Here is a 23440-nt window from a genome sequence, read left to right as displayed (position 1 = left end):
GCACATAGGTAACAGCCTTTAACTGGCAAGGACTGCGTTCGGCCTCCTGAAGTCGCGAAGATCAGAAGCAGATCAAAAGCGGGAGTGAAACCTGAAATCAACGTTGATGCTGGCCCGCGAGCGGCGATAGCCGCAGGACTATCAGCACAATAGCGAACGGTGGTTGTCCTGAAACCTGCGAAAGAGGACAATTATCGGCTTCCCGTCACAACCAGCGACCTTGCATGGCCTTTCTTGCACTTGGTATCAACCATAAGACTGCCTCGGTAGACGTACGCGAGCGCGTGGCGTTTACCCCAGAGCAGCTGGTAGACGCCCTGCAGCAGCTCTGCAGACTGACGTCCAGCCGCGAGGCGGCGATCCTGTCGACCTGCAACCGCAGTGAGCTCTATATAGAGCAGGACCACCTGTCCGCCGACGCCGTGCTGCAGTGGCTGGCCGACTATCACCGCCTCAGCCTCGACGAGCTGCGCGCCAGCGCCTACGTGCATGAAGAGCACGAAGCCGTGAAGCACATGATGCGCGTGGCCTCGGGCCTGGACTCGCTGGTTCTCGGCGAGCCTCAGATTCTGGGCCAGATGAAGTCCGCCTACGCCGTGGCCCGCGAAGCCGGTACTGTCGGGCCGTTGCTTGGGCGCCTGTTCCAGGCCACCTTCAGCGCCGCCAAGCAGGTGCGTACCGATACGGCCATCGGTGAAAACCCGGTTTCGGTTGCGTTCGCCGCGGTCAGCCTGGCCAAGCAGATTTTCGCCGACCTGGGCCGCAGCCAGGCCCTGCTGATCGGTGCCGGCGAAACCATCACCCTGGTCGCCCGCCACCTGCACGAGCAGGGCGTACGCCGTATCGTGGTGGCCAACCGCACCCTGGAGCGCGCCAGCATCCTGGCCGAGCAGTTCGGTGCGCATGCCGTGCTGCTGGCAGACATCCCCCAGGAACTGGCCAACAGTGACATCGTGATCAGTTCCACCGCCAGCCAGTTGCCGATCCTGGGCAAGGGCGCGGTCGAGAGCGCACTGAAACAGCGCCGACACAAGCCGATCTTCATGGTCGACATCGCTGTACCTCGCGATATCGAAACCGAAGTAGGCGAGCTGGACGATGTCTACCTGTACACCGTCGACGACCTGCACGATGTAGTGGCAGAAAACCTCAAGAGCCGCCAGGGGGCGGCTCAGGCGGCCGAAGAGCTGGTATCCGTGGGCGCCGAAGACTTCATGCTGCGCCTGCGCGAACTGGCGGCAGTGGACGTGCTCAGGGCCTATCGCCAGCAAAGTGAGCGCCTTCGCGACGAAGAACTGCAAAAGGCCCTGCGCCTGCTGGCCAATGGCGGCAACCCCGAAGACGTGCTGGCCCAGCTGGCCCGGGGCCTGACCAACAAACTCCTGCATGCGCCCAGCGTGCAGCTGAAAAAGCTCTCGGCCGAGGGCCGCCTCGATGCGCTGGCCATGGCCCAGGAACTCTTTGCCCTCAATGAGGGCTCCACGGACAAATCCCCGCAATGAAAGCGTCGCTGCTGAACAAACTGGAAATCCTCCAGGACCGTTTCGAAGAACTCACCGCCCTGCTCGGTGACGCCGAGGTTATTTCCGACCAGACGCGTTTTCGCGCCTACTCCCGCGAGTATGCCGAGGTAGAGCCGGTCTACGCTGCTTATAAAGAGTGGCGCAAAGTCCAGGACGACCTCGAAGGTGCCCAGGCGCTGCTCAAGGACAGTGACCCGGACCTGCGTGAAATGGCCGTGGAAGAGGTGCGTGAAGCCAAGGAGCAACTGCTGACGCTGGAGGCGCAGCTGCAGCGCATGCTGCTGCCCAAAGACCCCAACGACGGTCGCAACGTGTTTCTGGAAATCCGCGCCGGTACGGGTGGCGACGAGGCAGCCATCTTCTCTGGTGACCTGTTCCGCATGTATTCGCGCTACGCCGAAAAGCGCGGCTGGCGCCTGGAAATCTTGTCCGAGAACGAAGGCGAGCACGGCGGCTACAAGGAAATCATTGCCCGCGTCGAGGGCGAGAATGTCTACGGCAAGCTCAAGTTCGAGTCCGGTGCACACCGGGTTCAGCGTGTGCCCGAGACCGAGTCCCAAGGCCGTGTCCACACTTCCGCGTGCACGGTGGCGGTGCTCCCCGAGCCGGACGAGCAAGCCGCCATCGAAATCAACCCGGCCGACTTGCGCGTGGATACCTACCGTGCCTCCGGTGCCGGCGGCCAGCACGTCAACAAGACCGATTCGGCGATCCGTATCACCCACTTGCCCACCGGTATCGTGGTCGAATGCCAGGAGGAGCGCTCGCAGCACAAGAACCGTGCTCGCGCCATGTCCTGGCTGTCGGCCAAGCTGAACGATATGCAGACCAGTGCCGCGCAGAACGCCATTGCCAGTGAGCGCAAGCTGCTGGTGGGGTCCGGTGACCGCTCCGAGCGCATCCGCACCTACAATTATCCACAGGGGCGGGTGACCGATCACCGCATCAACCTGACCTTGTATTCGTTGGACGACATCCTCAGCGGTGGCGTAGACGCGGTGATCGAACCGCTGCTGGCCGAATACCAGGCCGATCAACTGGCCGCCTTGGGGGACTGATGACTGTCATCGCCAGCCTGTTGCGCAACGCGCAGTTGCCTGAATCGCCCACTGAGCGCCTGGATGCCGAACTGCTGCTGGCTGCGGCCATCGGTAAATCGCGCAGCTACTTGCATACCTGGCCCGAGCGTATCGTCAGCAGCGAAGATGCCGAGACCTATGCCGGCTACCTGCAGCGCCGCCGTGGCGGCGAGCCAGTGGCCTATATCCTTGGGCTGCAGGGCTTCTGGAAGATCGACCTGGAGGTTGCGCCGCATACCCTGATCCCGCGGCCGGATACCGAACTGCTGGTCGAGACGGCGCTTGAACTGCAACCCGCTTCGCCAGCCAAGGTTCTCGACCTGGGTACGGGTACGGGGGCCATCGCTCTGGCGCTGGCCAGCGAACGCCCGGCCTGGCAGGTGACAGCGGTTGACCGGGTGGAGGAGGCTGCTGCCCTCGCCGAGCGCAACCGCCAGCGGTTAGGCCTGGCCAACGCTCGGGTAAGGCTAAGCCACTGGTTCGACAGCCTGGCCGGGGAGCGTTTTGACCTCATTGTCAGCAACCCGCCCTACATCGCCGCTGAAGACCCGCACCTGGTGGCCGGCGACGTGCGCTTCGAACCCAGCAGTGCCCTGGTGGCCGGTGCCGATGGCCTGGACGACCTTCGCGTGATCGCCGCCCAAGCCCCCGCGCACTTGTTGCCAGGTGGTTGGCTACTGCTGGAACATGGCTACGATCAGGCGGCAGCGGTACGTGCTCTGCTGGCTGAACATGGCTTTATCGAGGTGGCCAGCCGCACGGACCTGGGCGGCCATGAACGCATTACCCTGGGGCGACTGCCATGCTGAGTGATCAGGAACTGCTGCGTTACAGCCGCCAGGTGCTGCTGGCCCAGATCGACATCGATGGCCAACTGCGGCTCAAGCAGAGCAAAGCGCTGATCATCGGGCTGGGTGGCCTGGGCTCGCCAGTCGCCCTGTACCTGGCCGCCGCTGGCGTGGGTGAGCTGCACCTGGCCGACTTCGACACCGTCGACCTGACCAACCTGCAACGCCAGGTCATCCACGACAGTGCCAGCGTCGGCATGAGCAAGGTCGACTCGGCCTTGCAGCGCTTGCAGGCAATCAACCCGGAAGTCAGCCTGGTTGCTCACCGCCAGGCATTGGACGAGGACTCGCTGGTGGCTGCGGTGGCGGCGGTCGACCTGGTGCTGGACTGCTCCGACAATTTCTCTACCCGCGAGGCGGTCAACGCTGCCTGTGTCGCCGCCGGCAAGCCGCTGGTCAGCGGAGCGGCAATCCGTCTGGAAGGCCAACTGTCGGTGTTCGACCCGCGGCGCGACTACAGCCCGTGCTACCACTGCCTGTACGGGCATGGTAGCGAAGCCGAACTGACTTGCAGCGAAGCTGGCGTCATTGGCCCGCTGGTGGGGCTGGTGGGTAGCCTGCAGGCGCTGGAGGCGATGAAGCTGCTGGCGGGGTTCGGTGAGCCGTTAGTCGGCCGCTTGCTGTTGATCGATGCCCTCGGCACCCGTATCCGCGAGCTTCGTGTCAAGCGCGACCCGGCTTGCACGGTCTGTGGTAAGCGCGATGGCTGAGCGCTCGGCGCCGATCGGCGTCATGGACTCGGGGGTTGGCGGTTTGTCGGTGCTGGCCGAGATCCAGCGCCTGCTGCCCAACGAAACGTTGCTGTATGTGGGCGATTGCGGGCATATACCCTACGGTGAGAAGTCGCCGGACTATATCCGCGAGCGCTGCCGGCACATTGCCGGGTTCTTCCATGAACAAGGCGCAAAGGCCATGGTGTTGGCCTGCAACACTGCCACGGTGGCGGCAGTGGCCGACCTGCGTGAGTTGTATCCGACCTGGCCGTTGGTGGGCATGGAACCGGCCGTCAAGCCTGCAGCGGCAGCCACTCGCTCGGGCGTGGTCGGTGTGCTGGCCACCACCGGTACCCTGCAGAGTGCCAAGTTCGCAGCCTTGCTCGACCGCTTCGCCAACAACGTACAGGTTATTACCCAGCCTTGCCCGGGGCTGGTCGAGCTGATCGAAGCCGGTGACCTTGTAAGCCCAGCGGTGCGCCAGCTGCTGCAAGGTTATGTGCAGCCGCTACTGGCTGCAGGTTGCGATACGCTGATCCTCGGCTGCACCCATTACCCTTTCCTTCGCCCATTGCTGGCCGGCATGGTCCCGGATGACGTGGCCATCATCGACACCGGCGCGGCCGTGGCGCGTCAGTTGCAACGGCTGCTGGGTGCCAATGATCTATTGGCCGAAGGCCCGGCCGGCGCTGCACGCTTCTGGACAAGCGCTGACCCAGAAGCCTTAAGAAAAATCCTACCTGTGCTGTGGCATAAGTCCGACGATGTGCAAAGCTTTGCGTTGTGAAAAAAACGTGAAAAAAGGCTGAACTATCGTTCCACTTCTGCTTTCTACCGCTTTGCCTGAGATGAGGCGGACACTAACAACAGCATCAGAAAGAAGGATGTTTCTTATGAGGAAACTGCTCGGCTTGGCAGCGACTGCTGCCTTTGTTTTGGGGCAAGCGATGTCGGCACAAGCTGCCGATGTTTCGTTCTCGGTGGGGCAGACTGGCGATTCGACAATGGTCTACCGGCTAGGGCTGCAATCGAATTGGGACGCGAGTTGGTGGCAGACCAGCGTTGGTCGGCTGACCGGCTATTGGGATGGGGCCTACACCTACTGGGATGGCGACGAGACCGCGAGCAATCACAGCCTGTCCTTCGCGCCGGTGTTCGTCTATGAGTTTGCCGGGGAGTCGGTGAAGCCTTACATCGAAGCCGGGATAGGGGTAGCGGCGTTCTCCAGCACCGAGCTGGAAAGCAACGAGCTGGGTTCGGCTTTCCAGTTTGAGGACCGCATCGGCTTTGGTTTGCGCTTTGCCGGCGGGCATGAGATTGGGGTGCGGGCGATTCACTATTCCAACGCGGGCATCAAAGAGCCCAATGATGGTGTAGAAAGCTACAGCCTGCATTACAGAATGGCGCTCTGAGTTCACCTGCATTCGTCACTTCGCGGGCAATTCCCGCTCCTGCCGGCATACCACAGCACTCAAGGTCTGGGTAATCTGCAGGAGCGAGCTTGCCCGCGAAGACGGTAATGCTGATTTCAGGTGTTAACGCGCCAGCGGCCACAGGCTACTGAGGTCCAGCGTCTCCAGGATCAGTTCGGGTTCTCTCTGAGGCCAACGCCGCAGCAACTCCTCTGCGGCACTGCCGGGCGTCCACTCCTCCGGTATCGCCTGTGCCGACGTTAGCGTAACCTTCAACGATTGTGGCCCTACAATGGTCAGTGCTACCCCTTGGTCCTCAAGGGCCTTGCGTTGCTCACGCATCCATTGCGGCAAATTGTTCCAGCCCGCAGTCACCTGTGTCGGTGCAAACAGCTGCAACGCCGAATAGCGGTTGAAAAGCGCCATCACCTGCGGCGACTGACCCTTTTCCAGCAACGGCAGCGCTTTGCTCAGGCAATGCTCTGCGGCCAGCTGGTTGGTAGTGACGATCGCTTCGATCAGCTCACTGTCACTGGCATTGTCTGGCAGGTAATCGGTGGTGCCGGTGTTGAGGATCAGCCCGTCCAGCGAACACCAGGCATGGCAAATTTGTTGGCACGCATGGCTGACGTGTTGTTCTTCATGCAACTGCCACGGCAACCGCATCAATTGGCTGCCGTAGCGTGTCCCCAAAGCATCCAGTGCGTCGCTATTCTTGCCACTCGCGGCAACGCGATGTCCTTCATCGAGCATCCGCTCCACCAAAGCCAAGCCAAGTCCGTTGCTTGCGCCCGTAACCCAGAAACTGCGTGAGTTAATCAAGACGTTATCCCCTAATTCTGCCGGCGTGGCAGCCCTTTGAACGCTTCCAGGGCCCGCTGGCGACTGCTGCTGAGATCCACGATTGGACTTAGGTAAGAAGTATTACCGAAAAGGTCCGTCGATTTAATGGGCTGATGGATGGCTTTTTCATCGAGCTCCTCTAGTTCCGGTACCCAGTGGCGAATGAACTGCCCCTGTGGATCGAAGCGTTGCGACTGTGAAACCGGGTTGAAGATACGGAAATAGGGCACCGCATCGGTGCCGGTGGACGCACTCCACTGCCAACCCCCGTTGTTGGCGGCCAGGTCGCCGTCTATCAGGTGGCGCATGAAGTGTCGCTCGCCCTTGCGCCAGTCAATCAGCAGGTTCTTGCTGAGGAACATGGCCACGATCATGCGCAAGCGGTTGTGCATCCACCCGGTGTGCAGCAATTGGCGCATGGCGGCATCAATGATCGGGAAGCCGGTGCGGCCCTGCTTCCAGGCCTCCAGGTCTGCCGGGGCGTCACGCCAGGGCAGGGCTTCGGTCTGGGCGCGGAAGGCGCGGTGGCGCGAGACCTGTGGATAACCGCTCAGGATGTGCTTGTAGAACTCGCGCCAGAGTAGCTCGTTTATCCAGGTCTGCACGCCCGTGCTGCCACTGTCGAACTCGCCCCGGTTGCCGGCCAGTGCACCGTGCAAGCATTGGCGGGGCGAAATCACGCCGGCGGCCAGGTAGGGGGAAAGCTGGCTGGTACCGGGCTTGGCAGGCAAGTCGCGCAAGTGGTGGTAGTCGTCGATGGTTTCGTCGAGGAAGCATGACAGGCGGGATTGTGCCTCAGCTTCACCGGCTGGCCAGTGGTCGCGCAGTGCGTGCGTGGTTGTTCCGAAGCCCTCGACATGTTGCGGGATCGGGTCGCTGCCGATGTTCAGCGGGGCCTGGCGCTTCACCCGCCGTGCCAGGGCCGGCAGGCTGCGGTGCAGATGCTCCAGGCAGGTTTTCTTGAACTGGCTGAACACCTGGAAGTAATCGCCACTGCGAGTCAGTAGAGTGCCTGGACGGAAGAACAGCTGGTCGAGGTAGCTGTGCGCCTGGATGGCCGACTTTTCCAACAGTGCGCGGGTGGCATCATCCCGGCGCTGCTCATTGATGCCGTACTCCTCGTTCCAGTGCACGCTTTGCACCTGATGTTGGCGGCAGACATCGAGCACCGCCTGTGGCGCCTGGTCCCAGGTTTCGATTGTGCGGATCAGCAGGGGGATGTTCAGCTTTTCCAGTGATTGGCGCAGGTCATGCAGGTTACGCAGCCAGAAGTCGACTTTGCAGTCGGCATCGTCATGGGCTTGCCATTGTCCGGGGCTGACCAGCCACAGGGCGATGGTCGGGCCGCGTTCGGTGGAGGCGCTGAGTGCAGTGTTGTCATCGATACGCAGGTCGCTGCGCAGCCAGGTCAGGTGCATGGGAGATTGATCTCTACAGGCTGTCGATCATGGGCTTGAAGCACGCGCAATGCCGCCTGCGGGGTGTCGAACAGGAAAAGGTCGGGCAGCTCAAAAGCCTTCAAGCGGGCTTCATGCAGCGCCAGCGTGGCACCACCCAACAGCTTGGGGATCGGCAAGCCTTGCAGGGTGCGCAGCAACGCCTTGTCGTCGATGCGTGGGCCCAAATGCAGGAGTAAGGCGCGTGGTTTGAGCGCGTTGACGGCGCTTAGCAATTGCGGGCCTGCAACGGGCTGCTCGAGCACCTCGACCGGGAAGCCATTGCTGGTGAGCAGCCAGGCGCACAACCATAAGTCTGGGCTGAAGGTGCGTTCGCTGTCTTCGGCCAGCAACACGGCAGGCCCTTGCAGCAGCTGGTTGTCGTGGTACACGCGGGCACCGAGCTTGCTGCGCAGCCAGCTGTGGAAAAACACCTGCTCCAGCCGAGCGTTGAAGTAGTTGCGCCAGCGCTGGTCGAGCATGTCGAGGAGCGGCAGCAGCAGTTGTTCGCACAGGGTGACTGCCGGGTACAGCGCCATGGCCTGGTTAAGTTGCTGGTCGAGGGCGCGCTGTGAAAGGCCGGCGATGGCTTCGATCAGCTGGAATTGCCTGGCTTGCCAGTCCCCCTTCGGTGGGGTGCTGGCGGGTTTGTCGAGCAACTCGCGGACTTGGCCGACCGACGCGCCACGCTGCAGCCAGGCCAGAACGGCTTCGACGCGTTCGACCTGCTCAAGTGGGTACAGGCGATGCCCCTTGGCGGTGCGCTGTGGCTTGAGCAACCCATACCGGCGCTCCCAGGCGCGCAGGGTGACCGGGTTTACGCCGGTGCGACGGGCAAGTTCGCCGATGGGCAGCAAGTCCTCAGACCGCATTGCGCAAACCCAGGCTCTCGGGGTGCGGCTGCAGGTAGGCTTGTTGCTGCAGGTAGGGGTCTGGGTGCTTGCGCAAATGGTGTTTGAGCAAGGTCAGTGGCACTACCAGTGGTACCACGCCTTGTTGGTATTGGCCGATGACTGCCTGCAACTCGGCCTTGTCCTGCTGCGTCAGGGCATCCTTGAAGTAACCGCTCAGGTGCTGCAGCACGTTACTGTGGGTGCCGCGGCTCGCGCAGCGGCGCAGGGCTTGCATCAGCTGGCTGAAATAGCGCGGGCCGATGCTCTGTGGTTCATCAGCCTTGCTCATGCTGCCAAGCAGGCGGCCGAGGGTGCGATAGGCCTGGGGGTTATTGGCCATCAGCAAATACTTGTAGCGCGAATGAAAGCGTACCAGCGCGCCACGGTTCAGGCCCTCGGCCAGCAGGTGCTGCCAGTCGGCGTAGGCGTAAACGCGGCTTATGAAGTTCTCGCGCAGCACGGGGTCATGCAGGCGGCCTTCTTCCTCTACTGGCAGGTCCGGGCGCAATGCACAGAAAGCCTGGGCATAGACGCCGCGGCCACCATGCACGGCCGGGTGGCCGTTGTCCTGATAAACCTTTACCCGTTCCAGGCCGCATGAAGGTGACTTCTGCATGAAGATGTAGCCGCAGATGTCGTCAAGCTCGTTGGCCATCTGCTCGCCATAGGTGCGCAGCGGGTCGGTCAGGTCCTTGCCGGGGTCGCGGGTGCCGACCACTTCGGGTTGCTCGGGGTTGCCGACCAGGCGAATCGGGTCGCGCGGGACACCCAGGCCGATTGCCACTTCCGGACACACGGGTAGCCAGTCGAAGTGCTGTTCCAGCTGTTTACGGCACAGGTCGGAGGCCTTGTGGCCGCCGTTGTAGCGCACGCTGTGCCCGGTCAGGCAGGCGCTGATGGCGATACGCGGCTTGCTGTGGGCGGAAGGGTCGTGCATGGCTGCCTCCGAAAATAAACCTGTACGTGACTCGAAACTTGTACAGGTTTATTTCAGCACAGCGCTGAAGTTATGCAAACTAGTATTTTTGTATAGTTCGGCATCACTCAAGGTGTTCGAGCAAGCGCCGCGCCGCTTCCTGGCCACTGAGCCATGCGCCCTCGACGCGGCCGGACAGGCACCAGTCCCCACAGGCGTACAAGCCCTGGTCGGCATCGGCCAGTGCGCCCCACTCATGGTTGCTACTGGGGCGGGCATAGAGCCAGCGGTGGGCCAGGGCGAAGGTGGGCGGCGGTACCACGCAGCCGACCAGTTCGGCGAATTCACCCCACAACTGTTCGATCACTTCTTCCTTGGGCAGGTCGATGTGTTGCCGGCTCCAGTCTGAGGTCGCGTGCAGTACCCAGGTGTCCAGGTGCTCGTCGCGGCCGGGCTTGCTGCGATTGCGGGCCAGCCAGTCCAGCGGGTTGTCCTGCACGAAGCAGCCTTGCATTGGCGTATCCAGCGGTGCCTGGAAGGCGAGGGCGACGGCCCAGGTAGGTTCCATTTGCACGCCAGCGGCAACGGCAGCCAGCTTCGGTGTGGCGGCCAGAAGTGGCGTGGCCTGCGGTGCCGGGACGGCGATGACCACACGGCTGTAGGGGCCGTGGCTGCAACCTTCGGTATCTTGCAGGTGCCAGTACTGCTTGCCGCGAAACACTTCCGCTATGCGGCAGCCGAAGTTGACGGTGACGTCCTTGAGCAAGCCGCGGGTAATGGCGCTCATGCGTGGCACGCCTACCCAGCGCGTCTGCTCGTCAGGGGAGGGGGTGAGTTCGCCGTCACGGTAGTTATACAGTTGAGGCTTCCATTGTTCGGCCCAGCCGGCGGCCACCCATTGCTGCACCTGATCGACAAAGCGTCGGTCACGGGCAGTGAAGTACTGTGCGCCCAGGTCGAGCGCGCCGGCTTCGCTGCGCTTGCTGGCCATGCGCCCGCCACTGCCGTGGCCTTTGTCGAACAAGTGCACGGATTGCCCGGCCTTTTGCAAAGCCTGGGCGGCTGACAAACCGGCGATGCCGGCCCCGATGATGGCGATAGGTATTGTCATGATGGCCTCTTCAAACCTTGCTGTGAGCAGACTACGCTGTCAGGCAAACCTGTACAATGCAAAAATTCTGTATAAGGTTATTCCGTGTTGGCGGGCAGGTTGGCCTATGTTTATCCGAGAGCGTCGGGTCAAAAAAGTGCCTTGCTGTTAAAAATAGACCACCGATGCATTCTGCGAGGACACAGCCATGCATATATTGCTGACAGGTGGCACCGGTTTGATTGGCAAGCATCTGTGCCAGTACTGGCTGGGCCAAGGGCATCGGCTTACGGTTTGGAGCAGGCGTCCTGAACAGGTGGCAAAAATCTGTGGTAGCGGGGTGCGTGGTATCGCGCGCCTGGAGCAGCTGGAGGCCGACGATCATCTTGATGCGGTGGTCAACCTTGCTGGTGCGCCGATTGCCGACAGGCCCTGGACGGCCGCCCGGCGCAACGTGCTGTGGGCCAGCCGTGTCACCCTTACCGAGCAATTGCTGGCGTGGTTGGGCACCCGTGAGCAGCGCCCGGAGGTGTTGATCTCCGGCTCTGCGGTAGGTTGGTACGGAGACGGTGGCGAACGCGAACTGACCGAGGCTTCACCCCCGGTGCGTGAAGATTTCGCCAGCCAGTTGTGCATTGCCTGGGAAGAGACCGCCCAGCGTTCACAAGCCCAGGGGATACGCGTGGTACTGGTCCGTACTGGCCTGGTGCTGGCCAGCGATGGCGGCTTTTTGTCGCGCCTGCGCATGCCCTTCAAACTGGGGCTGGGCGGGCCTTTGGGCGACGGGCGGCAGTGGATGCCCTGGGTTCATATAGACGACCAGGTCGGCCTGATTGATTTTCTCTTGCAGCGCAAGGATGCCAGCGGTCCTTATAATGCCTGCGCGCCGGAGCCTGTACGCAACCGTGAGTTTGCCAGGCGACTGGGCCGAGCCCTGCATCGGCCGGCGCTGTTGCCAGTGCCGGCACTGCTGCTCAAGGCCGGGCTTGGCGAGATGTCCACCTTGCTGCTGGGAGGCCAGCGGGCGCGCCCGGTACGCTTGCTGGAAGCAGGCTTCACCTTCCGTTTCAACGATCTGCAATCGGCGCTGGACAACCTGTCCAGTGGCCTCTGACATAGGACGCTGCATGACCGATCACGCCCTGCTGCTGGTCAACCTGGGTTCCCCGGCCTCCACCTCGGTGGCCGATGTGCGCCGTTACCTCAACCAGTTCCTCATGGACCCGTACGTGGTCGACCTGCCGTGGCCGGTGCGGCGCTTGCTGGTGTCGCTGATCCTGATCAAGCGCCCAGAGCAGTCGGCACACGCCTACGCTTCGATCTGGTGGGAGGAGGGCTCGCCTCTGGTTGTGCTGACCCGTCGCCTGCAGGCAGCGATGGCCGAGCACTGGCCCCATGGCCCAGTGGAAATTGCCATGCGCTACGGCCAGCCAGCGTTGCCTGATGTGTTGGCGCGGCTGGCCGCCCAAGGTGTGCGCAAGGTGACTTTGGCACCGCTTTATCCACAGTTCGCCGACAGCACGGTGACCACTGTGATCGAGCAGGCAAAACAGACGGTCAGCGAGCACCAGTTACCGTTGCAGATGCGCGTGCTGCAGCCGTTCTACGAGCACCCGGCGTACATCGAGGCACTGGCTGCCAGTGCCCGGCCGTACCTTGAGACGGGTTACGACCACCTGCTGTTGAGCTTCCATGGTTTGCCGGAACGGCACCTGAAAAAGCTGTTTCCGAAAGGGGTCAAGCACGACCTGCGTGCTGCTGATTGCTGCCACGGTGCAACCGCCGAAGTACGTTCGGTTTGCTATCGCGGGCAATGCCTGGCCACGGCCAAAGCCTTTGCGCAGAAAATGGGCATACCTGATGGCAAGTGGTCGGTATCGTTCCAGTCGCGGCTGGGCCGGGACAAGTGGATCGAACCCTACACCGAGACGCGGTTGGATGAACTGGCCAAGGCCGGTGTGAAGAAGCTGCTGGTGATGTGCCCGGCATTTGTGGCGGATTGCATCGAGACGCTGGAAGAGATAGGCATGCGTGGCAGCGAGCAGTTTGTCGAGGCGGGTGGCCGGGAGCTGGTGCTGGTGCCGTGCCTGAATGATCACCCGGAGTGGGTGAGGGTGTTGGCTGATATGAGTGAAAAGGCCTGAATCGAAGGGGCCGCCTTGCGGCCCCTACCGACCGTTTATACATCCAGCTTCTTGTGCTTCCAGCTGTCATTGCCCGGCAGAATCAGGTTCAGCGCAATAGCCACAATGGCGCACAGGGCAATACCCTTCAGGCCCCAGTCATCCGGGCCGTCACCGCTGCCGATCAGCACGCCGCCGATACCGAACACCAGTGTCACCGAGACGATCACCAGGTTGCGTGCTTCGCCCAGGTCAATCTTGTGGCGGATCATGGTGTTCATGCCCACCGCTGCAATCGAGCCGAACAGCAGGCACAGAATGCCGCCCATCACCGGCACCGGGATGCTCTGCAGCAGCGCGCCGAACTTGCCGATGAACGCCAGGGTAATGGCGAAGACCGCCGCCCAGGTCATGATCTTCGGGTTGTAGTTCTTGGTCAGCATCACCGCGCCGGTCACTTCGGCATAGGTGGTGTTGGGCGGGCCGCCGAACAGGCCGGCTGCAGTAGTCGCCAGGCCGTCGCCCAGCAACGTCCGGTGCAGGCCAGGCTTCTTCAGGTAGTCACGGCCGGTCACGCTGCCCACTGCAATCACCCCGCCGATATGCTCGATCGCCGGCGCCAGCGCAACCGGGACGATGAACAGAATGGCCTGCCAGTTGAACGCAGGGGCGGTGAAATTGGGGATTTCCAGCCACGGTGCGGCAGCGATCCTGGCGGTGTCGACCACGCCAAAGGCGAACGACAGGGCAAAGCCCACCAGCACGCCGGAGATGATGGGCACCAGGCGGAAAATGCCCTTGCCGAATACGGCAACGATCAAGGTTGTCAGCAGCGCTGGCATCGAGATCAGCATGGCCGTCTTGTATGGCATCAGCGCTGTACCGTCCCCACCTTTGCCCATCGCCATGTTGGCGGCGATCGGTGCCATGGCCAGGCCGATGGAGATGATCACCGGGCCGATCACCACCGGCGGTAGCATGCGGTCGATGAAACCGGTGCCTTTGATTTTTACCATCAGGCCCATGAAGGTGTACACGAAGCCAGCAGCCATTACGCCGCCCATGGTCTCGGCCAGGCCGAACTGGCCTTTGGCGAGGATGATCGGCGTGATGAAGGCAAAGCTCGAGGCCAGGAACACCGGTACCTGACGTCCGGTGACCAGCTGGAATAGCAGGGTGCCGATGCCGGCGGTGAACAGCGCGACGTTCGGGTCGAGGCCGGTGATCAGGGGCATCAGCACCAGCGCGCCGAATGCCACGAAGAGCATCTGCGCGCCCGAAACGACCTGGCGCCAGAGCGGGTCGTTGAAGCCGTCCTGCATGGTCAGGCGTCCTTTTGCTTGGTGCCGAAGATCTTGTCACCGGCATCACCCAGGCCTGGCACGATGTAGCCGTGCTCGTTCAGGCGCTGGTCGATCGAGGCGGTGTAGATCTTCACGTCCGGGTGGGCTTTTTCCACCACCTCGATGCCTTCTGGCGCGGCGACCAGCACCATGGCGCGAATCTCTTTGCAGCCGGCCTTTTTCAGCAGGTCGATGGTGGCAACCATCGAGCCGCCGGTGGCCAGCATCGGGTCGATGATCAGGGCCAGGCGCTGGTTGATGTCCGGCGCGAGCTTTTCCAGGTAGGTGTGGGCTTCGAGGGTTTCTTCGTTTCGGGCAACGCCGACGGCGCTGACCTTGGCACCCGGGATCAGGCTGAGCACGCCGTCGAGCATGCCGATGCCGGCGCGCAGGATCGGTACTACGGTGATCTTCTTGCCGGCGATTTTTTCAACCGAGACCTTGCCACACCAGCCGTCGATCTCGTAGGTTTCGAGGGGCAGGTCCTGGGTGGCTTCATACGTCAGGAGCGCGCCGACTTCCTGGGCGAGTTCGCGAAAATTCTTGGTGCTGATATCGGCACGGCGCATCAGGCCAAGCTTGTGGCGGATCAGCGGATGGCGGATCTCACGAGTGGGCATAGGGGAGGGCTCCGAAAGGCGGGCAAAAAAACCGCGCTAGATTAATCTATTCAGCCTGTGCTGTCGTCTGGTCATTCTGGACGTTAGTCCATAAATGCTTGATCTGTGACGAGCGGATGCGTACCTTTGCCCGCTTTTCCAAAATGCCCCCCGGAGAGCGCCATGTCCGCCGATCTCGAGCATATCCGTCAAGTCATGCGTGAAGCTGACTGCCTGTACACCGAAGCCGAAGTCGAAGCGGCCATCGCCAAAGTCGGCGAGCAGATCTGCAAGGACCTGCACGACAAGAACCCGGTTGTGTTCTGCGTGATGAACGGCGGCCTGATCTTCTCCGGCAAACTGCTGACCCACCTGCAGTTCCCACTGGAAGCCTCCTACCTGCACGCTACCCGCTACCGCAACCAGACCAGCGGCGGCGAGCTTTTCTGGAAGGCCAAGCCGGAAGTGTCGTTCATCGACCGTGACGTGTTGATCGTTGACGATATCCTCGACGAAGGCCACACCCTCAGCGCCATCATCGAGTTTTGCAAGCATGCCGGCGCCCGCTCGGTGTACACCGCTGTGCTGATAGACAAGGATCACGACCGCAAGGCAAGCCCTGACCTCAAGGCCAACTATGTGGGCCTGCCTTGTGTCGATCGCTATATCTTCGGTTACGGCATGGACTACAAAGGGTACTGGCGCAACGCTAACGGCATCTTCGCCGTAAAGGGGCTGTAACCGTGCGCCAGCCTGCGTTCATCGACCAATCGCTGTTCGCCGGGCTGGCCGAAAAGGCCGCTGCCAACCCGCGCGGGCGGCAGCACCATAACTTTCACGCTATGGAAGAGCCCTGCCACCGCATGGCGGTCGGGCTGCAACCGAGCACCTACATTCCGCCGCATCGCCATGTGAGCGCCGACAAGGCTGAAACCTTGATAGCGCTCAAGGGGTGCTTTGGCCTGCTGATCTTCGATGAGCAAGGCGCGGTGACTGACAAGCGGGTGCTGCAGGCCGGTGGCGACTGTCTGGGTGTAGATCTGGCGCCTGGTACCTACCATGGCTTGGTGGTGCTGGAGCCCGACAGCATCCTGTTCGAGTGCAAGGCTGGGCCATACCGACCAGTGGGCGAGGGCGAGCACGCACACTGGGCGCCGCGCGAGGGTGAAGCCGGCGTGGCCGACTACCAGGCCTGGATGCGCGCGCAGTTCGATTGATATCGGCTGTACACGGCATGCTAGAGTGCTCCTTCATACAAGGAGCCTCACATGCGTGCGATTCTTCCCCTCCTGCTGGCGGTCAGCCTGCCGCTCGCTGCCGCACCGCTGCACAGTCAGTTCCTGCCACCTGATGACCAGTCCCTGCGCCAGGAAGCGCCGACCAGCCAGCAATTGCTGCAAGTGACTGACTATTCGGTGGTCGTAGGGGCCCAGCGCCAGTCCGATCAGCAGCCGATTCCGATCACATCGTCGTTGCAGGTGCGATTGAAGGGCAAGCCGCTGAGCAAGGGCGCGACCATTGCCCAGGTGCTGCTGACGTTCGATGGTGAAGCGGCCAAAAGCCTGAAAAAGCCTGTGTATGACGCTAAAACCCGCACCTTGAGCCTGAATTACCCAGTCAGCAACTACCGGGTGGTCATGGACCTGCTGCGTAACGAAACCCTGTACGTGCAGTTTCTGACTTACGGCAACGGCCATATCTGGGCCGACCTGCACACCGGGACGGTACGTACGCGTTGAGGCGCGAAGCCTGCGGGGGGTAAACTGCCGGCCTTCGAAATTCCGTGATGGTCCAGTTGGAGTCGGCAATGCGTAAAGACAAGAAACAGGTAATCGGTGACGAAATCAGCGACGACTACATCAAGTCGTTCCTTCAGTTCGAGCCGGCCGATGGTGTGACTTCGCCGTCGCTGCACAAGCTGGTCAAGGCTTACCGTGGCCTGCGCGTGGACGACTTTGAGCGCTTTGTAGGCTTCTTCGTCGAAGCTGGCCTGGACCTGGATGGCAAGGACGAGCACGGCAAGACCTTCGTCGAGCAAATTGCCGACCAGCGCAATGCCCCTGAGTACATCGAGATCATCGATAAAGCCCGCGGCTGATCTGTAGCCAGTGCCGGCCTCTTCGCGGGCGCGCCCGCTCCCACAGGAGTCGCGCCGCACCTGCGGGCATTACCGAACCTGTGGGAGCGGGCATGCCCGCGAAGAGGCCGGTACAGGCTGATCAAGCGCCAGGCACAAAAAAAACGCCCCGAGGGGCGTTTTTGCGTTTCAGGCCGGCTTAGGCGTAATGCTTGGCCGCCGGGCTGCTTTCTGCCAGGTCCAGGGCCGCGTCGTTATCGGCACTGATCTTGTGGTACAGCGCAGCATCGGTTGCCAGGGTCTTCTCGCGAGCCGGGAAGATTTCCTTGAGCTTGGCAGCCCAGGCACCCTTGGCCTGCTCGGGGAAGCAGCGCTCGATCAGTTCCAGCATGATCGATACGGTTACCGAAGCACCCGGCGATGCGCCGAGCAGTGCAGCCAGGCTGCCGTCCTGGGCCGAGACCAGCTCGGTACCGAACTGCAGCACGCCGCCTTTTTTCGGGTCTTTCTTGATGATCTGCACGCGCTGACCCGCCACTTCCAGGCGCCAGTCTTCGGCCTTGGCCTGCGGATAGAAACGACGCAGGGCTTCCAGACGCTGCTCCATCGACTGCATCACTTCGCTGACCAGGTACTTGGTCAGGTCCATGTTGTCGCGGGCCACGGCCAGCATCGGGCCAATGTTGCCCATGCGCACCGACAGCGGCAGGTCCATCAGCGAGCCGTGCTTGAGGAACTTGGTAGTGAAGCCGGCATACGGGCCGAACAGCAGCGAAGTCTTGCCGTCCACGACGCGTGTGTCCAGGTGCGGTACCGACATCGGCGGGGCGCCGACAGCGGCCTGGCTGTAGACCTTGGCCTGGTGCTGCTTGACGATTTCCGGGTTGTCGCAACGCAGCCACTGGCCGCTGACAGGGAAGCCGCCGAAACCTTTGCTTTCCGGGATGCCGGACAACTGCAGCAGCGGCAGGGCCGCGCCACCGGCGCCGAGGAAGACGAAGCGGGCGTCGACTTCACGGCTGCCGCCGCTGTTGACGTCCTTGATGCTCACGGTCCAGCCGCTGCCGTTACGGCGCAGGCCGACAACCTTCTTGCTGTACTTGACCTGCGCGTCCGGCGAGTCGCCCAGCAGCTTGAGCAGCTTGTTGGTCAGTGCGCCGAAGTTGACGTCGGTGCCTTTGGCCACGCGGGTAGCGGCGATGTGCTGGTCGGCCGGGCGGCCAGGCATCATCAGCGGCATCCAGTCGTTCATCACGGCCTTGTCTTCGGTGTATTCCATCTCGGCGAAGGCGTGGTGCTGCTTGAGCAGCTCGAAGCGCTTCTTGAGGAAGGAAACACCCTTGTCACCCTCGACATAGCTCAGGTGCGGGACAGGGTTGATGAAGGCACGCGCCGAGCCGAAGTTGCCCTTCTTGCTCAGGTAGGCCCAGAACTGGCGCGAAACCTCGAACTGGGTGTTGATGTGCACGGCCTTCTTGATGTCGATGCTGCCATCGGCGGCCTGCGGCGTATAGTTCAGCTCGCACAGGCCGGCGTGGCCGGTGCCTGCGTTGTTCCAGGGGTTGGAGCTTTCCGCGGCCCCGGAGTCCATCGCCTCGACGACCTCAAGCTTCAGGGTCGGGTCAAGCTCCTTGAGCAGTACGGCCAGGGTGGCACTCATGATGCCCGCGCCTACCAGTACCACATCAACCGATTCGTTCTGCGCCATTTAACGCGTCTCCACAATCTACAGCTACCTAATTGACAGCATAGGACCTGGGTTTGCCAGGGTCGCCATGTCCGACTTTTCGCAGTTCTTGCAACTTCCGCGGACACCGCCAATCAGTCTTCGGGTTCGTGTATTGAACGCCGTTTGCCACAGGTGCGGCAATTCGACTTATGGTCAAGGTGTCGTGCGTGCGTTATGGGAACGGTTCAGACACTCATACGGGATGAGCGCATCTGCCGCCTGTTCAGGGCTGTTCGGGACACATCTGCCGCTTTTGCACATGCCAGACTGTTCATTTGCTCGCCACACTCTTGTGAAGTTGTGAAAACCGTTTTTTCACGCTCTTTTGGAGACGTGAACCTCAAAAGGGGACTGCGCGATGGCAACCCGCAGGTTCATGCAGTGTGAAGGGCCGGAAAAAGCAGGCACGACAGCCGATGCAAGACCTGAGTGGAAGGCTCTCTGTGGGCGAGGCGGTGAAGTTGCCGGGGTCAATCGGCGAATGCGGGGCCCGATCAGGAGACGTCCTTATAATCGGGGGGAGATTATAGCGATGTCGCGGGCAGAAATGTCGCCATTCGTGGTTTTTATTGCAGCGTTTGTCAGGCAGCGAGGAGGCGTTGGTGCCAACGGCGCTTTGCACGGGCGCAAACCCGGGCTTCGGCGGGCAGTTCGCGCCCCAGCCAGGCCAGCTGAATTTCGCTGATCTGCACCCAGTCGATGCCCCGTGGTGCCTGGCTGCATTGCTTGAAGGCCAGGCATTTGCCATCAGCGTCAAGGCGGGCATAAGCGTTGTGACGCGGCCGTTTGAAGAGCTGAGTCCAGAGCGAGGTCATGGCGGCGAGTCCTTTGCGTTAGGGCTTGGCGCAAGGATAAGGGTGTGGCGATGAAACGATTGTGACAAGCGGATCGGGCCGATGACTGGTCTGTGCCTGGCTAGGTATACTGTGGGCCTTTGCCGCATTTTCTGGAGAAACGCGCATGTTGCAACGTCTGTTGTTCGGTTTGATCGCCGTGGCCAGCCTTAGCCTGGTCGGTTGTGCCCACAGCCCGCAACAACTCAACCCGCAACCCACGCTCAAGGCCCAGCTGGCCCCGGTCGGCCATGGCCAGCCGGTGGTGGTCCGGGTAGTTGATGGCCGGCCTTCGCCGTCCCTGGGTACCCGCGGTGGCATGTACCCCGAGACCAGCACCATCAGTGTCAGCGGTAATGACGTGGTGCCCAAGCTGCAGGCTCAGGCTGAAGCTGCTGTGCGCCTGCTCGGCTTCACCCCGACCCCGAACGCCTACAATGCGCCGCAGCTGACCGTCACCCTGGCCGAGCTGAAGTACCAGTCGCCGAAAGACAACCTTTACGTGACCGAGGCCACCATCGGCGCCACCTTCCGCGCTGATGTGACCAATGGCGGCCGCCGTTACAGCGGCCGTTATGGCGCTTCGCTGGACCAGCGTTTCGGCATGGCGCCAAATCAGGACACCAACACCCAGCTGGTGGGCGATGTGCTGAGCGATGCCCTGACCCGCCTGTTCAAGGACCCGAGCATCGGGCAGGTGCTGGGTCAGTAAGCTTCAGGTTGTGCAAGAAAACCCGCTGCCTGAGTGACAGGCAGCGGGTTTTTTGTTGTCTGGATGGCACAGATTTACGCCGCTTCTATGTGGAAATCCAGCAAGCTGAACCCTGTGCCTGCATCCACTTCGGGCAAGTCCTCATGCACATGTCCGCCAAGCGCACAGTAGACCAGCCACTGGCGGTCCTGCACATTGATGGCAAAACCATCGATCAGCGCCTGTTGTTCATCGCTCTGGGCAACGAGGTAGAGGCGGTCCTGGTTTTCGGCGTGCAACATGAAAAAGCTCCGGGTCATCAAAAGGTCGACAGGGTCGCCTGTATTGATGACGAGCGGATGACAGATGAAATTTAACGACAGTTTGTCGCCAAGGCCGGGCGCCACGGTGCGACTTGGGTAGAATGCTGGCCTTTGCCACTGCTCACACCGAGGTTGCGTGATGTCCTTGCAAGTGCTCTGGGGGTTCCTGGCCGCCCATCCCACCAAGCTGATCAACCTGCTGGCGCTGCTGCTGACCTGCCCGGGCGGTTTGCTGCTGCACAGTGCGCGGCGGCGCGAGGCCGAAACCCGCGCGTACATGGCAGTAGACGAGGGGGTAGTGGACGCCTTCGAGCTTCGTGTGCCGAAATACTTCTACATCCTGGGCTTTTCGTGCCTGGCGATGGCGCTGCTGCTGTCCTGGTTCAGCACCTGGATCTAAGAACCATCGGGGCCGCGTTGCGGCCCAATCGCGACACAAGGCCGCTCCCACAAGGGTGGACGCAATTCCCTGTGGGAGCGGCCTTGTGTCGCGATTGGGCTGCAACGCAGCCCCCGGGATCGATCAGGCGACCGGTGTCTGCTGCCTGACCTGATACTGGTTGCGCACCGGCGTCGCATACTGCAACACCAGGTACGGCCGCTGCTCTTGCGGGCAGGCATCCAGACGCCGTTGCCATTCTTCCTTGGCCTTGGCCAGCTCATCCGCCGGGAACACTTTCTCGGCGCTTGGCACCTGCAGGGCTTCGTCCTTGCCTTCCCACATCGCATACGCCAGGTAATGCACCGGGAACAGTCGGTAGCCCCCCAGAATCTGCCGGTCGATCTCTGCCGCCAGCTGTTTTGTGTCTTCGTGGTACTCGGTGACCGGCGGCGCGAAGTTGATGTGGACTCGGCCCTTGTAGCCGGTAATGCCTTTGGCAATGCTGTTGTCATCTTCGCCCGGCGCCTTCTTGTAGGTGCCGGTTGTGGCGCGGATGTACAGCTCGCGGGCCTTGGCCTGGTCGCACGGGTCGTATTCGTAGCTGATCGACACCGGGGTCAGGTTCAGGCTCTGGATAACCGCACCGAACGGCTCGTCCTTGCGGCTCATGTGGAACATCTTGAGGATCGCCGAGTCGGTACGGTCGTCACCGTCCTTGGCCCGACCTTCGGCCTGGGCAATCCAGATCGAGGTGGCATCGTTGCGGATCGAGTGGTTGATGTAGGCCGATAGCAGTTGGTAGGCAGCCAGTTTTTCGCGCCGCCCGCTGATCGAACGGTGCACGATGAAGCTCTTGTTCAGGCGCATCATGTCGCTGACAAAGGGCTTTTGCAGCAGGTTGTCGCCAATGGCGATGCGCGGCGTGGGCAGGCCGGCGTGGTACACGGCATAGTTGACGAAGGCCGGGTCCATGACGATATCACGGTGGTTGGCCAGGAACAGGTAGGCGGTGCCGGCCTTGAGCTGTTCCACACCCGAATAGGTGACGCCGTCGGTGGCGCGATCGATGGTCTGGTCGACGTAGTACTCGACTTTGTCCTGCAGGGTCGAGACACAGGTAACGCCGGCGAATTCCTTGCGCAGGCGGCGTGCGATCAAGGGCTTGAGCAACCAGCCGAGAGCACCGGCCGCACGCGGAAAGCGGAAGTGAGTGAGGATATCGAGGAATGCCGGGTCGCTGAGCAGGCGTGCCAGAACGGCAGGGACCTCAGCGTCGTCGTACGGTCGGATGGCATCGAATTCGCCCATCATGCTCTCTTGTTGGAAACGGCTAGGGTAATAAGGTAGGGACGGGCTCCGAAAAACGGCTCGGACGCACACAGACCCTGTAAACAGACCGGCAATTATACGCATAAGTCACTGCGGAGGCCGCGATGCTGGAAACCGACTTCTATGATTGCCCTTATTGTGGCGAACGTGTGGAAACTACCGTCGATCTGTCTGCGGGCGACCAGGTTTATACCGAGGATTGTCAGGTGTGCTGCCAGCCTGTGGTGTGCATTCTGCAGGTGCATGGTGACGAATGGATGCTTGAAGTCCGCCGCGAGGACGACGCCTGATGCAGCGCATCTACGAACCGGAAAGCCTGCTCGAGGCGCAAATGCTGGCAGGTATGCTTGCCAGCGAGGGGATCGATGTACACGTGGTCGGCCGTGACCTGCTCGGTGCCGCCGGCGAGCTGCCCTTGCAGGGCCTGCTGGGGCTTATCGTGGCTGATGAGCAGGCCGAATGCGCACGGCAGCTGATCGATGCGTACAATGATGCCCAGCCACTGGTTGGCGACGAACCGGAGCATGTCCCCGGTACCTTGATCTGCTAGGTTCTGAATTCGCCCATGTGTGGACGTTATGCGCTGTTTCGCTGGCCCCAGGCCCTTGCCAGTCTGCCGGGTTTTCCCGTCGGCCAGCCGGCCCAATGGAATATATCGCCAGGGGCGTCGGTGCTGATCCAGCGCCAGCTTGATGGCCAGCAGCAACTGGCCAAGGCGCGCTGGGGGTTGACCCCGGCCTGGCTCACCGACCTGTCCCGTACCCCCGCCCATGCCCGGGCAGAAACGCTGGCCGAGCAACCGATGTTTCGCGATGCATTTTGCCAGCGTCGCTGCCTGATGCCGGCCAACGGCTTTTACGAATGGCGTGGCAACGTGCGCAAACGCCCGTTCTGGTTGACCCCGGGGGAGGGCGCGTCGCTGTATTTTGCGGCGGTGTGGGAGGCCTACCCGGTGCAGGACCAGGTATGGCTGAGTTGCGCGGTGGTGACCCAGGCGGCCATGAACCAGCGTCGGCCGCTGATACTGGACGAGGCCGGGCAGGCGGCCTGGCTCGACCCGGACACGCCGGTTACCCGCTTGCACGAGCTGCTGGCCAGCCCACCTGCGACGTTGCGTGAGCGGGCCCTGGCCAACTTCGTCAATGACCCGAAGCTGGATGCGCCGGAGTGTCTTACCCCGGCTTGATGGGGGGCTGTGCCGGCCCTTTCGCGGGCAAGCCCGCTCCTACCCACGGTTGTGTTACCCCTGTAGGAGCGG

28 protein-coding genes are annotated in these 23440 nt (G+C 62.0%); 17 read left to right on the top strand and 11 right to left on the bottom strand.

Annotation, left to right across the window (positions count from 1 at the left end; genetic code table 11):
• The first annotated feature begins 224 nt into the window (after nt 1-224).
• The 6 genes from hemA to V6093_RS13980 all read left to right on the top strand — a co-directional run bounded on the left by hemA (nt 225) and on the right by V6093_RS13980 (nt 5575).
• Nucleotides 225-1502, top strand: coding sequence for a glutamyl-tRNA reductase (gene hemA / locus V6093_RS14005; protein ID WP_003247394.1), 1278 nt, complete (start codon nt 225-227; stop codon nt 1500-1502).
• Nucleotides 1499-2581 (top strand): peptide chain release factor 1, encoded by a 1083-nt coding sequence (gene prfA, locus V6093_RS14000; RefSeq protein ID WP_003247392.1) that lies wholly within the window; start codon nt 1499-1501, stop codon nt 2579-2581. The genes hemA and prfA overlap by 4 nt, the downstream gene beginning before the upstream one ends.
• Entirely contained in the window at nt 2581-3411 is an 831-nt protein-coding gene (gene prmC / locus V6093_RS13995) for a peptide chain release factor N(5)-glutamine methyltransferase (protein WP_004575885.1), read from the top strand. Before prfA ends, prmC begins: the two co-directional genes overlap by 1 nt.
• Nucleotides 3405-4160: a molybdopterin-synthase adenylyltransferase MoeB gene (locus V6093_RS13990; RefSeq protein ID WP_014589669.1), complete on the top strand. Its 756-nt coding sequence runs from the start codon at nt 3405-3407 to the stop codon at nt 4158-4160. Before prmC ends, V6093_RS13990 begins: the two co-directional genes overlap by 7 nt.
• Nucleotides 4153-4950, top strand: coding sequence for a glutamate racemase (gene murI, locus V6093_RS13985; protein WP_014859518.1), 798 nt, complete (start codon nt 4153-4155; stop codon nt 4948-4950). The genes V6093_RS13990 and murI overlap by 8 nt, the downstream gene beginning before the upstream one ends.
• Nucleotides 4951-5056: 106 nt before the next feature.
• Complete coding sequence (locus V6093_RS13980; RefSeq protein WP_014589671.1) at nt 5057-5575, top strand: acyloxyacyl hydrolase; 519 nt, start codon at nt 5057-5059, stop codon at nt 5573-5575.
• 123 nt (nt 5576-5698) lie between these two features.
• Here V6093_RS13980 and V6093_RS13975 read toward each other — a convergent pair whose 3' ends face one another.
• From V6093_RS13975 to V6093_RS13955, 5 genes are all read right to left on the bottom strand, one after another.
• Complete coding sequence (locus V6093_RS13975) at nt 5699-6397, bottom strand: SDR family oxidoreductase (protein ID WP_265979509.1); 699 nt, start codon at nt 6395-6397, stop codon at nt 5699-5701.
• An 11-nt stretch (nt 6398-6408) separates the two neighbouring features.
• Entirely contained in the window at nt 6409-7836 is a 1428-nt protein-coding gene (phrB, locus tag V6093_RS13970) for a deoxyribodipyrimidine photo-lyase (RefSeq protein WP_143999562.1), read from the bottom strand.
• The gene (locus tag V6093_RS13965) at nt 7827-8726 is read right to left on the bottom strand and encodes a MerR family transcriptional regulator (protein WP_265979506.1); all 900 of its coding nucleotides are present in this window, start codon (nt 8724-8726) and stop codon (nt 7827-7829) included. Before V6093_RS13965 ends, phrB begins: the two co-directional genes overlap by 10 nt.
• Nucleotides 8716-9684, bottom strand: coding sequence for a DUF523 and DUF1722 domain-containing protein (locus V6093_RS13960; RefSeq protein ID WP_265979504.1), 969 nt, complete (start codon nt 9682-9684; stop codon nt 8716-8718). The genes V6093_RS13965 and V6093_RS13960 overlap by 11 nt, the downstream gene beginning before the upstream one ends.
• A gap of 103 nt (nt 9685-9787) precedes the next feature.
• A complete protein-coding gene (locus tag V6093_RS13955; protein WP_108078188.1) occupies nt 9788-10774 on the bottom strand; it encodes an NAD(P)/FAD-dependent oxidoreductase in 987 nt (328 codons plus the stop codon).
• A 187-nt stretch (nt 10775-10961) separates the two neighbouring features.
• Here V6093_RS13955 and V6093_RS13950 point away from each other — a divergent pair, with 187 nt between their 5' ends.
• Both V6093_RS13950 and hemH read left to right on the top strand, forming a co-directional pair.
• Nucleotides 10962-11867 (top strand): TIGR01777 family oxidoreductase, encoded by a 906-nt coding sequence (locus V6093_RS13950; RefSeq protein WP_108078189.1) that lies wholly within the window; start codon nt 10962-10964, stop codon nt 11865-11867.
• A 13-nt stretch (nt 11868-11880) separates the two neighbouring features.
• On the top strand, nt 11881-12897 hold the full coding sequence (gene hemH / locus V6093_RS13945; RefSeq protein WP_265979501.1) for a ferrochelatase: 1017 nt from the start codon (nt 11881-11883) through the stop codon (nt 12895-12897).
• Between the two features lie 35 nt (nt 12898-12932).
• Here hemH and V6093_RS13940 read toward each other — a convergent pair whose 3' ends face one another.
• Together V6093_RS13940 and upp are read right to left on the bottom strand one after the other, a co-directional pair.
• Nucleotides 12933-14198 (bottom strand): uracil-xanthine permease family protein, encoded by a 1266-nt coding sequence (locus tag V6093_RS13940; RefSeq protein ID WP_003247369.1) that lies wholly within the window; start codon nt 14196-14198, stop codon nt 12933-12935.
• A 2-nt stretch (nt 14199-14200) separates the two neighbouring features.
• Complete coding sequence (gene upp / locus V6093_RS13935) at nt 14201-14839, bottom strand: uracil phosphoribosyltransferase (RefSeq protein ID WP_003247366.1); 639 nt, start codon at nt 14837-14839, stop codon at nt 14201-14203.
• A 162-nt stretch (nt 14840-15001) separates the two neighbouring features.
• Here upp and V6093_RS13930 point away from each other — a divergent pair, with 162 nt between their 5' ends.
• The 4 genes from V6093_RS13930 (at nt 15002) to V6093_RS13915 (ending at nt 16916) form a co-directional block, all read left to right on the top strand.
• Nucleotides 15002-15559, top strand: coding sequence for a hypoxanthine-guanine phosphoribosyltransferase (locus V6093_RS13930; RefSeq protein WP_003247364.1), 558 nt, complete (start codon nt 15002-15004; stop codon nt 15557-15559).
• Nucleotides 15560-15561: 2 nt separating this feature from the next.
• Entirely contained in the window at nt 15562-16035 is a 474-nt protein-coding gene (locus tag V6093_RS13925) for a WbuC family cupin fold metalloprotein (protein ID WP_003247362.1), read from the top strand.
• Between the two features lie 51 nt (nt 16036-16086).
• Nucleotides 16087-16557, top strand: coding sequence for a hypothetical protein (locus tag V6093_RS13920; protein ID WP_003247361.1), 471 nt, complete (start codon nt 16087-16089; stop codon nt 16555-16557).
• A gap of 68 nt (nt 16558-16625) precedes the next feature.
• Nucleotides 16626-16916 carry a PA4642 family protein gene (locus V6093_RS13915; RefSeq protein ID WP_003247360.1) on the top strand — a complete coding sequence of 97 codons (291 nt, stop codon included), beginning with the start codon at nt 16626-16628 and terminating at the stop codon, nt 16914-16916.
• A gap of 178 nt (nt 16917-17094) precedes the next feature.
• Here the strand turns inward: V6093_RS13915 and mqo are convergent, their stop codons facing one another.
• Nucleotides 17095-18603 (bottom strand): malate dehydrogenase (quinone), encoded by a 1509-nt coding sequence (gene mqo / locus V6093_RS13910; RefSeq protein WP_003247357.1) that lies wholly within the window; start codon nt 18601-18603, stop codon nt 17095-17097.
• A gap of 602 nt (nt 18604-19205) precedes the next feature.
• Nucleotides 19206-19439: a hypothetical protein gene (locus V6093_RS13905; RefSeq protein WP_003247356.1), complete on the bottom strand. Its 234-nt coding sequence runs from the start codon at nt 19437-19439 to the stop codon at nt 19206-19208.
• A gap of 145 nt (nt 19440-19584) precedes the next feature.
• Here V6093_RS13905 and V6093_RS13900 point away from each other — a divergent pair, with 145 nt between their 5' ends.
• The gene (locus V6093_RS13900; RefSeq protein ID WP_003247354.1) at nt 19585-20169 is read left to right on the top strand and encodes a YajG family lipoprotein; all 585 of its coding nucleotides are present in this window, start codon (nt 19585-19587) and stop codon (nt 20167-20169) included.
• Nucleotides 20170-20243: 74 nt separating this feature from the next.
• On the opposite strand, the gene V6093_RS13895 is transcribed toward V6093_RS13900, so the two are convergent.
• Nucleotides 20244-20450, bottom strand: coding sequence for a hypothetical protein (locus tag V6093_RS13895; RefSeq protein ID WP_003247353.1), 207 nt, complete (start codon nt 20448-20450; stop codon nt 20244-20246).
• Nucleotides 20451-20610: 160 nt separating this feature from the next.
• Between V6093_RS13895 and V6093_RS13890 the strand changes: the two genes are divergently transcribed.
• Complete coding sequence (locus tag V6093_RS13890) at nt 20611-20871, top strand: hypothetical protein (RefSeq protein WP_003247352.1); 261 nt, start codon at nt 20611-20613, stop codon at nt 20869-20871.
• Nucleotides 20872-20994: 123 nt separating this feature from the next.
• On the opposite strand, the gene V6093_RS13885 is transcribed toward V6093_RS13890, so the two are convergent.
• A complete protein-coding gene (locus V6093_RS13885) occupies nt 20995-22164 on the bottom strand; it encodes a 1-acyl-sn-glycerol-3-phosphate acyltransferase (RefSeq protein WP_003247351.1) in 1170 nt (389 codons plus the stop codon).
• A 122-nt stretch (nt 22165-22286) separates the two neighbouring features.
• Here V6093_RS13885 and V6093_RS13880 point away from each other — a divergent pair, with 122 nt between their 5' ends.
• Genes V6093_RS13880 through V6093_RS13870 form a run of 3 tightly spaced genes read left to right on the top strand, consistent with a single transcriptional unit; the run spans nt 22287 to nt 23368 of the window.
• On the top strand, nt 22287-22472 hold the full coding sequence (locus tag V6093_RS13880) for a CPXCG motif-containing cysteine-rich protein (protein WP_003247349.1): 186 nt from the start codon (nt 22287-22289) through the stop codon (nt 22470-22472).
• The gene (locus V6093_RS13875; protein WP_003247348.1) at nt 22472-22732 is read left to right on the top strand and encodes a putative signal transducing protein; all 261 of its coding nucleotides are present in this window, start codon (nt 22472-22474) and stop codon (nt 22730-22732) included. The genes V6093_RS13880 and V6093_RS13875 overlap by 1 nt, the downstream gene beginning before the upstream one ends.
• A 15-nt stretch (nt 22733-22747) precedes the next feature.
• Nucleotides 22748-23368, top strand: a complete 621-nt coding sequence (locus tag V6093_RS13870; RefSeq protein ID WP_179052917.1) for an SOS response-associated peptidase — start codon at nt 22748-22750, stop codon at nt 23366-23368.
• Nucleotides 23369-23440: the final 72 nt, after the last annotated feature.

The sequence above is a fragment of the Pseudomonas putida group bacterium ESBL64 genome, assembly GCF_045277175.1.
In the GTDB taxonomy this organism is placed as follows: Bacteria; Pseudomonadota; Gammaproteobacteria; order Pseudomonadales; family Pseudomonadaceae; genus Aquipseudomonas; species Aquipseudomonas alloputida.
The sequence above is the reverse complement of the archived record's forward strand: the minus strand, read 5'-3'. Positions and strand labels throughout refer to the sequence as shown.